Origin of the sequence: Castellaniella sp. (assembly GCF_004321985.1) — a bacterium.
GTDB lineage: Bacteria > Pseudomonadota > Gammaproteobacteria > Burkholderiales > Burkholderiaceae_B > Castellaniella.
Genome location: NZ_SCQN01000060.1, coordinates 1 through 9,392 on the forward strand (window position 1 = coordinate 1; position 9,392 = coordinate 9,392).

8 protein-coding genes are annotated in these 9,392 nt (G+C 39.0%); 7 read left to right on the plus strand and 1 reads right to left on the minus strand.

All coding sequences use genetic code 11. The annotated features are described in order from the left end of the window. A partial coding sequence (locus EPN31_RS15620) for a DUF4116 domain-containing protein (RefSeq protein ID WP_291775364.1) occupies positions 1 to 961 on the minus strand: 961 nt, incomplete at its 3' end. A gap of 94 nt (positions 962 to 1,055) precedes the next feature. Here EPN31_RS15620 and EPN31_RS15625 point away from each other — a divergent pair. From EPN31_RS15625 to EPN31_RS15655, 7 genes are all read left to right on the plus strand, one after another. Continuing rightward, the gene (locus EPN31_RS15625) at positions 1,056 to 2,243 is read left to right on the plus strand and encodes a hypothetical protein (RefSeq protein ID WP_291775368.1); all 1,188 of its coding nucleotides are present in this window, start codon (positions 1,056 to 1,058) and stop codon (positions 2,241 to 2,243) included. Beyond that, a complete protein-coding gene (locus tag EPN31_RS15630) occupies positions 2,240 to 2,692 on the plus strand; it encodes an NUDIX hydrolase (RefSeq protein ID WP_291775372.1) in 453 nt (150 codons plus the stop codon). The genes EPN31_RS15625 and EPN31_RS15630 overlap by 4 nt, the downstream gene beginning before the upstream one ends. A 64-nt stretch (positions 2,693 to 2,756) precedes the next feature. Next, positions 2,757 to 3,593, plus strand: coding sequence for a hypothetical protein (locus EPN31_RS15635; protein ID WP_291775374.1), 837 nt, complete (start codon positions 2,757 to 2,759; stop codon positions 3,591 to 3,593). 11 nt (positions 3,594 to 3,604) lie between these two features. Then, complete coding sequence (locus EPN31_RS15640; protein ID WP_291775377.1) at positions 3,605 to 4,114, plus strand: hypothetical protein; 510 nt, start codon at positions 3,605 to 3,607, stop codon at positions 4,112 to 4,114. A gap of 169 nt (positions 4,115 to 4,283) precedes the next feature. After that, the gene (locus EPN31_RS15645; protein ID WP_291775380.1) at positions 4,284 to 5,639 is read left to right on the plus strand and encodes a DUF6531 domain-containing protein; all 1,356 of its coding nucleotides are present in this window, start codon (positions 4,284 to 4,286) and stop codon (positions 5,637 to 5,639) included. Further along, a complete protein-coding gene (locus EPN31_RS15650; protein ID WP_291775383.1) occupies positions 5,640 to 8,795 on the plus strand; it encodes an RHS repeat-associated core domain-containing protein in 3,156 nt (1,051 codons plus the stop codon). Positions 8,796 to 8,801: 6 nt separating this feature from the next. Next, positions 8,802 to 9,179 carry a hypothetical protein gene (locus EPN31_RS15655; protein WP_291775387.1) on the plus strand — a complete coding sequence of 126 codons (378 nt, stop codon included), beginning with the start codon at positions 8,802 to 8,804 and terminating at the stop codon, positions 9,177 to 9,179. The last annotated feature ends 213 nt before the right edge of the window (positions 9,180 to 9,392 follow it).

Sequence of the window (9,392 nt, forward strand, 5' to 3'; positions counted from 1 at the left end):
CAGAGAAAAACAAAGCTGCCAATACTTTTGGATTATCATGATGTCTCTCTGGGACGAAAGCGAAGTTTCTCCCATTACATTCCAAAGCGATTACAGCAAAGTCTATGTTTTCCTTTTTAACATCCTCATCTACCGATTCATAGTTGTAACCACTTTTCAATAAAGCGGTTCTGATAACATCAAGGTCTTTACTGAATGTGGTTCCACTGTGAACTTTATTTTGGAAATAATAGCCCACGCTACTTACTGCCTCCAAAACATAGCTCTTGTCAGATTGAAATTTACTATCTGCAAAACCAAGAGTTCCGCCATCTTTACTGATTGCATAATGCAGTAGATCTTCATTGCCCTTAAGACTCTCATCAATTTGTTGATAGGCTTTTAGTGGCTCGGAGTTGATAGATACTTTACATAACTCAACATTCTTTCGAATATAATGGGGAAAATCAATCAATAATCCGCCATATTTTGAAAGAACTCTCTTAGCCACGCCTAAATGATTTTTCCAATACTGTGGTGCCACCTTATCAATAAGTGGCTCCCCTTTTATGGTATGAAGATATTGATCTACAAAAGAATGCTCCCCTCTCAATCGCAGAGAAAGATGACAAAAAGCATGTGGTGTTTTACTAACGGCTTTAATGGCAAGAGCTTCATCATCAATGAGAGTATCAGAGAATCGAATAAAGGTTCCGTTCTTTTTAATACCGGCTTTCATCACTTCCCTATTGTTGAACACATCATGAGGAAGAAACTCAAACCAAAGTCCGGGAACTTCCTTGATCATAGGAATGACGTAAGCAGGATCTTTAAACACTGTGAGATGCTTATCAATGTAAGCTCTAAACTCACCAACGTTCATGCCTTTGATGGTGTTGATAACCTCGTATATGTGTTTGTCCTCCCATGAGGACATAGCGTTATTTGAGGAATCCATAAAGTAAGACTGTTTAAAGTGCATGACCGTGCTATGGTAAGTCACTATTGTATTTGTATTACGGAGCAAAAAGGAATACCATAGTTAAGATATTTCAATCATTGAGAAGGTGTTCATCATGGGTGGCAATGCTATCGCAAATCAAGGTTTTCCTGTTACTCGTTTGAATCGGGAGGATTACAATCGTCTTAAAGACGAAGTGATGAACATTTTAAGTAGCTACTATCACTATATTGGGGTCAAACAGTTTTTCTTGCCTGAGATTCCAAAATCCTACGAAAATAAAGATACATTTGGTGACATTGATATCCTCATGGATCTTGACGGTCTTCCTGATGGCATTGATAAGGATAGTGTTATTAGAGGTTTAATGAAACATTATGATGTTTGTGAGAATCCAGACATCAATAAAAAAGATACACAATCTGCTAATGGAATCCCCTATTCCGTAGTTCATAGAAATGGTTCAGTTGTTTCCGTAGGCATTCCTGTGATAAAAGGCCAACCTGAGAATGGATTGTTCCAAGTTGATCTTATTAGCTCGCATACACCTTACTTTAAATACAATGTCAACTATTTTTCATGGAATGATTTGGGCAACTTGATGGGAGTCATTGCTTCCAAGACCAATCAATTGAAACACGGCCATGATGGATTGCATGCTATGGTTCGTGATGGTGACCATTTGTTAGGAACCGTTGAGTTAACGACGGATTTTACAAAAGGACTAGAATTCCTTGGCTACGATCCAAAGAGATACTATGAAGGCTTTGAAGATCTCGAGGCTATCTACACCTACGCATCATCGCCCAAATGGTTTGATCCAGAATACTTCTTGGATGTCAACCGTTCGCACACGCAACGCATTCGTGATAGGAAGCGTTCTACTTATAGTGGCTTCCTCAAATGGTGTGAAGTTAAAAAGCTTGAAGGCTATTTTAATGGTAAAGAACGAGTAACAGATGACCTTTGGAAAAATCGCGTCAATCAGTTCTTTCCCGAATTCAAAGAAAAGGAAGAGGCATTAAGAGTTCACTTTGCCAAGAAGAAGGCAGTTCGTCAATACTTCAATGGTGGACTTATCATTGAACAAAAGGTGGGTATTCAGGGACCTGAATTGGGTAAGTTTATGGAGAGACTGAAAACGCATTTCAAAGACAATGATGCTTTTGAAGATTTCATCTTGGCAAATAAAGACAATGCGGTTTCTCTTTTATTGAAAATGGAAAACGATAACCCTACCAATACTGAGAGTTCTGCAAATTCCCTTAATCAAACCAAGAAAAAGACTGGACTTAAGCCATGAAAAAGATTTCATGTGGTTTGATCATTCAATCAAAAAACCTCTTCTTTGCTGGTAAGGTCACGGGTGCTGGATACCGTTGGGATATTCCAAAGGGCATCATTGAAGAAGGAGAGACACCGCTTCAAGCGGCTGTCAGAGAATGCTTTGAAGAAACAGGAATAGACATTTCACAATTTAAAGGTAATCTTACAAATTTAGGGCAGATGTCTTACATGCCCGGAAAAGATTTACATTTATTTCATTTAAAGTTGTCCGAACCATTCGATACGAGTTTGTGTCATTGTTCGTCAATGGTCACATTGCCTAATAGAAAACCATTTCCCGAAATTTGTGGTTACGAATGGAAATCCTATGATAATTTTGTTAATTCATTAGGCAAGAATATGAAACGTGTGATTCAAGATCTTAAATTAAACCTATTAAAGAGAAGTGGACTTGGTTTATCCTAGCTGTTCATTTACCATATGAAATACATAGCACACATCGTAAACATAAACAATCAGAAGGTTTGTCATGAGCATCAACAAAGGCGACATTGTACTAGTCAATAAAACTCAGGTGTCTTATGTTCTATCAGGAACAAAAACACTGCATTTGGTAACTTATGACGAAAAATCGGATTCCATGAAGGTGTATAAATCAGTTCCGGCTAATTCTCCGCAAATTTCCAAACCTCCAGTTGGTTCCGTCTTGATGCATCCTAAATTGCAGGCGAGGTATGAACAAGATTTCAAGACTATTACAAAAGGCAATTATGTTGAGTTTGAAGACTCTGCGGGTTCAAGGCACCAAGGATATGTCGTCAAGGGAGGGAATAAGGTTACCGTAATCTACGACCAAGGTGAAAAGCAGTGTAGTGGTCCTGCGCACTTGTTCACTTTGGTTGAGGCTCCCATTTTAGAGGCAGATGAACCATCTGTCATGGACGATTGGTCAGTTTCGAAGTACAAGGAATACAAAGGCATGTCTCAAGAGACTATTGCTTTTACGGCCACCATTTATTATAAAGGAGAGTCGGTTTTCACCGTGCGAAATGATGGACAAGGTGGATCCATGGAATTAAACCTCCATAAATACGATGAACATCATAAGTCTCTCCAAACTGCCTTTTATAAAAATACAATTGAATGGGCAAAACAGTTTGGATTAAGGGGAGAACCTTTTGAAGTAGATGAAGATTGGGTTCATTGGTATGCCAATGATCGTCCTTTGGGAATTACAGCGAAAGCGTATTTTAAACAGCAAAACGAATTGATGGCACCTTATCGCTCGGATGATTTGAAGAAAGAAGAAGGTATTGCCAGTGAAGCTAAAAAGGAAAACAAGAACTCATCAAAACTAAAACCATAAGGAATGGTTTCATGAAATTTGATACTAAAAAATTAGCTAGAATTATCGTTTCTTGTTTGGATCCAAAGTTTCTTGATGAGCCATACAAAGGTTTATGGGAACCATCAAACCCGACTTTTGGATTCTGTAGTCTGGCGTCTGAGGCGGCTTATTTTATTCTTGGTGGTCCAGAATCTGGATTTATGTCATATGCTACAAAGGATGAAAACAATACTTCTCATTGGTGGCTTCAAAATAAAGAAGGTGAAATTTTGGATTTAACTGCTGAGCAGTTTTATCTACAAGGAAGCAAGCCACCTTATGAGCGTGGCCTTCTAGGTAGGCCTGTTGGTTTCATGGGCATGAGGATTGATGTAGGCAATCCATTTGGATTTGATAGAAAACCAAGTTTACGCGTTCAATGGTTGCTAAAGAGAATTTTGGAGACCAATAATATTTCATATACGGAAAGTCAAATAGCTAGATTCAGAGAAAGCTTTTTACTTAAGGTTAAGAAAAAGTCCTACATCCAATTAAAGTAACACTTTGATTTCTAAATTGTAACTAACAAATACCTTACCAAGAAACCATGAGATCTAGTTTTTGGAGCTCAATTGTTTTATGAAACATTTCGCAAGTAATTATGTTTTGTTTAATAAAAACTTACGCAACTGTATACAATAGAAGTTATTGACTACACAGGTAAGCCTCATGGATAAACTGTTTATAAGGATTTGTACACTTATTTTGTGTGGACTAGTTTTCTCAATGATAATGCCTAATCAGGCAATGGCAGGCACTAATCCGTATGCCAAATGTGTACAAAATGGTGGTGATTCACAAGACTGTATCCGACCAATTGCTAATTTCTTCGTCACAACCTCTGCTCCATTCTCTCAGCCCACCGCAATCTTTTTAAATGAAGATGATTCTATTGCTTATCGGATAAAAGCTGACAATTATTGTTCGGGTCCATGCTATTGGACATCTGATCCGCAACTAACCTATATTTCTCCCGTAGGATATTCTCCTGACACAAATTACAAATATCGTGTTGTTAGTATTCATACTTACGTTGACGGCTCCGTAACCGGAATACTCTATTCAAGTCAATACGCTTTTTGCACAAGTGGCTATGAATACTTTCTTGATGCCACATCATCCACAGAAGCAGTTGCTATGTGTCGTCCTGCCTATGGTACGAAACATCATGGAAGCACTTCAGACGAAGCAAATCCATCATCGGATCTAATTGATAAAGAAGGATGTGCCAAATCATGCGATCCTGTGGATTTGGCTACAGGCGAACTTACTGACTATAAGGTAGACTATCAAAACAAATCCCCTTATCCGATTGTCTGGTCTAGATATTACAATTCATTTTCTAAACGCTGGTCATTTAATTACGAACGAAGTGTTCATATTGAGGCCGTGGATGACACACACGCGACTCTAAGCTTAAATAGAGAGGATAGCCAAACACTCCCGTTTGTCGGAACTAGAGCGGCCGCGGGAGTTGATTGGACTTGGACACCTGCTGCTCCAAGTAGCTCTGCTAGTTGGATGAATAACCCTATTGTTGCGACTATATCATCATCTCAGGATCTAACGTCAGTAAGTATTCGCAATAAACATAACGAAATTGAAACCTATGAAGGCAATAGCGGTCATCTTACCAAAATGGAAGACCTTAACGGTAACCACTTACTTTTTACTTATAATGCGGACAACAGGTTGTCAAAAATTGAAGACAGCGCAGGAAGGCACATTGATTTAAGTTATGACAGTTCAGCGATTTCAACAACTTTTCCAATTGGAGAGGTGGATTCTAACGGGGACCCCATCATAAGAACGGTTTCACACTATCCTTCTTTATTTGATATGTCCATTGATAATCATCCAATCATTGTTTCGGATGGTACAACTAACGTTGGTTATGTTTATGGAATTACAGGAGGAACCAACTATCCGCAAGTTCAGCTTCTTGAAGTTATTAATCCGGATAACACTTCAGTGCAATATCAATATGGTCCAGAAGAAAATAATTCGGGTTCAGACTATCAATAGGTGGGAACCATTGATGAAGCAAATCAAACATACCAAACATATACTTTTAATTACAGAGGTGTCACCAGTACATCGTTAGGTAATCAACAGGATAAATTCCTTTTTGATTTTATTTCCTATCCTAAAAAAGTGACTTTCCCTAACGGTGTTGTTATTGAAACTCAAAGTAATGTGAATAATCAACTTACTAATTTAAGTCGCCCTTGTCCTACGTGTAGTGCTTTGAACTACAAACAGGTCTACTACGATTCAGTTGGGAACCCAACAACATACAAAGATTTCCTTAATCACTATACTCAAAGAACCTATGACACAAGTAATAGCCTTCTGCTATCAGAAGATAAAGCAAAGGATTTTTACCACCATCAAACCACCACATATTCATGGGACACTGCACTTCGCTTGCCGACGACTGTGGCTCAAACCGTAGAAACTCCTGTTGGAGAGGGTTTACTAACATCTAATTTTGTTTACGATCTGGCAGGCAATGTAACCTCATGGAGTAAAGTGGCTACAGCAACGGGTTATTCATCTACGAGAACAGGTTCTGCAACCTATACTTCCACAGGACAGGTAGAAACAGAAACGGATGCCAAGGGGCATACTACTCATTATTACTACGATACGCAAAGCAATCTCGTAAAAGTAAAAAATGCCCTTAATCAAGAGACGTTGCTAGGTGGTTACGATACAATGGGATACCTAGGCTGGTCGGAAGATCCTAATGGACTTCGAACAGAACTAACGTATGACTTAAGGCACAACATCACGCAAATACGGAAGGGGTGTTCTTCGGGAGCGGGATGCCACTGGGAGACCTATACAACAACCTATACGCCATTCCAATCTGTTAAGAAAATTACGGCTCCCAATGGAACTGCTATTGAGTATACCTATGACACAGCTCACCGATTAACTCAAACTGATATTCTGGATTCCAGCGGGAACTTATTAGGCAGTAATGTTCTGACTTTGAATAATGGTGGTGATATCTTATCTTCAGTATTCAAGAATGCTAGTGGCGTTATTATCAAACAAAAAGACTTTGAATACGATGACTTAAGTCGGGTTAAGAATTTTCTTGATCATCAAAACAAGGCTTTTAACACAGTCACCGATGATCAGGGACTAGTTCGTTCAAAAACAGATCCGCTTAGTCATTCTAGCACTTATCAGTATGACGCATTGAATCAGTTAACAGGAATCACAAATCCTGATTCAACTCAAGAAACTACAGATTATGGTGCAGGCGGTGAGGTTATTCTTAAAACGGATGCCAAGGGCGTCACAACAAACTATACTTATGATGGCTTTGGTAATGTAGTAACTCTCAATAGTCCCGACACTGGGATTTCAAATTACGTTTTTGACGCCAAGAACAACATAACCTCATCCACAGATGCTCGTGGTAAGACTATAACTCATTCTTATGATGTACTAGATAGAGAGACTTTGCAAAGTGCCACTTCCTCTGGTGAAACTATTGTAAAAACTTATGGTTCCTGTTCAAAAGGAATAGGTAAACTTTGTTCTGTTACTGATAGAACTGGCACAACCAGCTTCACTTATGATCTATGGGGCCGCACTTTAAGCAAGACATCAGTCATGGATGGACACACTTTCACGATTGGTTACACCTATGATAATTCGGGACAATTAACTGATATTACTTATCCATCTGGAAAAGTGGTTCACCAAACATGGCTGAACGGAAATGTTTCCGGGCAGTCCGTAGGTGCAATACCTATTCTAAATAATGTGACCTATGACGCTTGGAACAATTTAAAAGGATGGACGTGGGGTAGTGGTCGTCAAGTCGTTTATGGTTATGACTTGGATGGTCGTGTCAGCGATATCAGATACGGAACAACCGTTAAAGTTATTGGCAAGGACGACGCTTGGCGAACTACTGATGTAGTGCAAACGTCTCCAAATTATTCTATGGTTTACAATTACGATTCTCGTGATCGCTTAATGAGCAGTAGCGTGTGGGGATCCTATACTTATGACGATAACTCAAATCGTTTGAGTTATCTTGGAAGTCTTGGTCCACTAAGCTATGGATACAGTCCTTGGAATAATGGACTGGAGTTCTTTAATTCCGGATATATCTCATCTGAGGCTAATGGCAATATTCTATACAAGCCGGGAATGCAATTTTCTTACGATGACTGGAGCCGAATGAGAGATGTCCACATTGGTGGAAGCGTCATAGATTATGGTGTTAATGGTTTGGGAGAACGAGTCTACAAACATGCTGGCACAGATAAGGTCTATTATGTGTACGCTGGTGTAGGCCAATTGTTGGGTGTCTACGATGTTTCTGGACTAACTGTTGAAGAGTTCGCTTATCTTGGAACAAGACCTGTTGCGTCATTGCGAGGTACAGATGTCTACTTTGTTGAGACTGATGAAACGATAACACCTGTCAGAGTGCTAGATAACATTAACACTACAGTATGGTCGTGGGATGCAAAAGAACCTTTTGGATTATCTCAACCAACAAGTATGATGGTCGGAAGTAGTTTGTTTAAGTTCTACTTGAGATTTCCGGGGCAATATGCTGATGAAGAGACGGGATTATTTCAAAATGGATTTAGAGATTATGATCCTACCACAGGACGATATATGGAAGGAGATCCACTTGGACTGGGAGCGGGAATGAATGTTTATGGATATGTGAACGGGAGTCCATTAGATACGATTGATCCACAAGGTCTGTCTGGTGTTTTAACCATATATGCCACCGGGAAATTCAATGGGCTTGGTGCAAGTAGTGGTTCTGCTGGAACTTCAGGACATGCTTGGATTTCATTTAGAAAAGACGGTGGCGATTTAAGTACTTACGGAACATGGGGAAATAATCCAGATGGCAATCCAAATGGGTTGCTTAAAAATGTTGAATTGAGGCGCGGTTTTTTAAATGATCCATCAATAAACAAAAGCAAATGGATTGATGATATGCATGAGACAAGGCTAAATCAGGTTATCACAAATTACGGGAGCCGGGGAAACAATGGTTGGGGCATAACAGCTCCATGTTCTACCTTTGCTCGAGATGCATGGGGCGCTGGAACTGGAGAATACTTAAATGTATATGGGCCATATAGCAATCCGTCAACATTAGCAAACTCAATTAGAGCCTCAAAGAGGTAGTATGACATGAAAACAATATTTTGGTTATTAGGATTAACTCTTGCTGGGGTGTTAGGGCTTGTAATAATGCTTGTTTCAGGGTGTTTCTATCAGTACCTAGAATTGGATCATGCGTCAAGTTTAAAAACAACCTGTAGTTATAATCAAATAAAATTAACAGGATGGACAGGAGATAGCGCATTGTTTATAACTGGAACTAAAATAAAAACGGAAAAGGACTATGTTCTAGTTTTAGTTAAGGAAAGTTTATTTACATTAAAAAAGAAAACAAGTGGTTTTAAAATAACCATAGATATTAACGATAAAATTAGGGATGTACGTTTTGGAAAAAAAGAAGTTGTCGTTTGGTCAAAGGTAGATGGTTGTAAGGGGAATAAAATTTAATTGTTTTTGTTACATGGATAAGAATACCTGCTAGAAGGCAATAGCGCAGATATCTGTTTCGTGGTGGCAGGCTGCCCATAAAATAATAATTTAACATGAACTTCAAGGACAATTGTTCAAACTTGGAATCTTACAGTAACGTCATCGGTGTTGTGGCAATCTTTTTATGGTCTTTAAAATAAGTAGAATACAAAATTGAAGACAGCGAGGTGA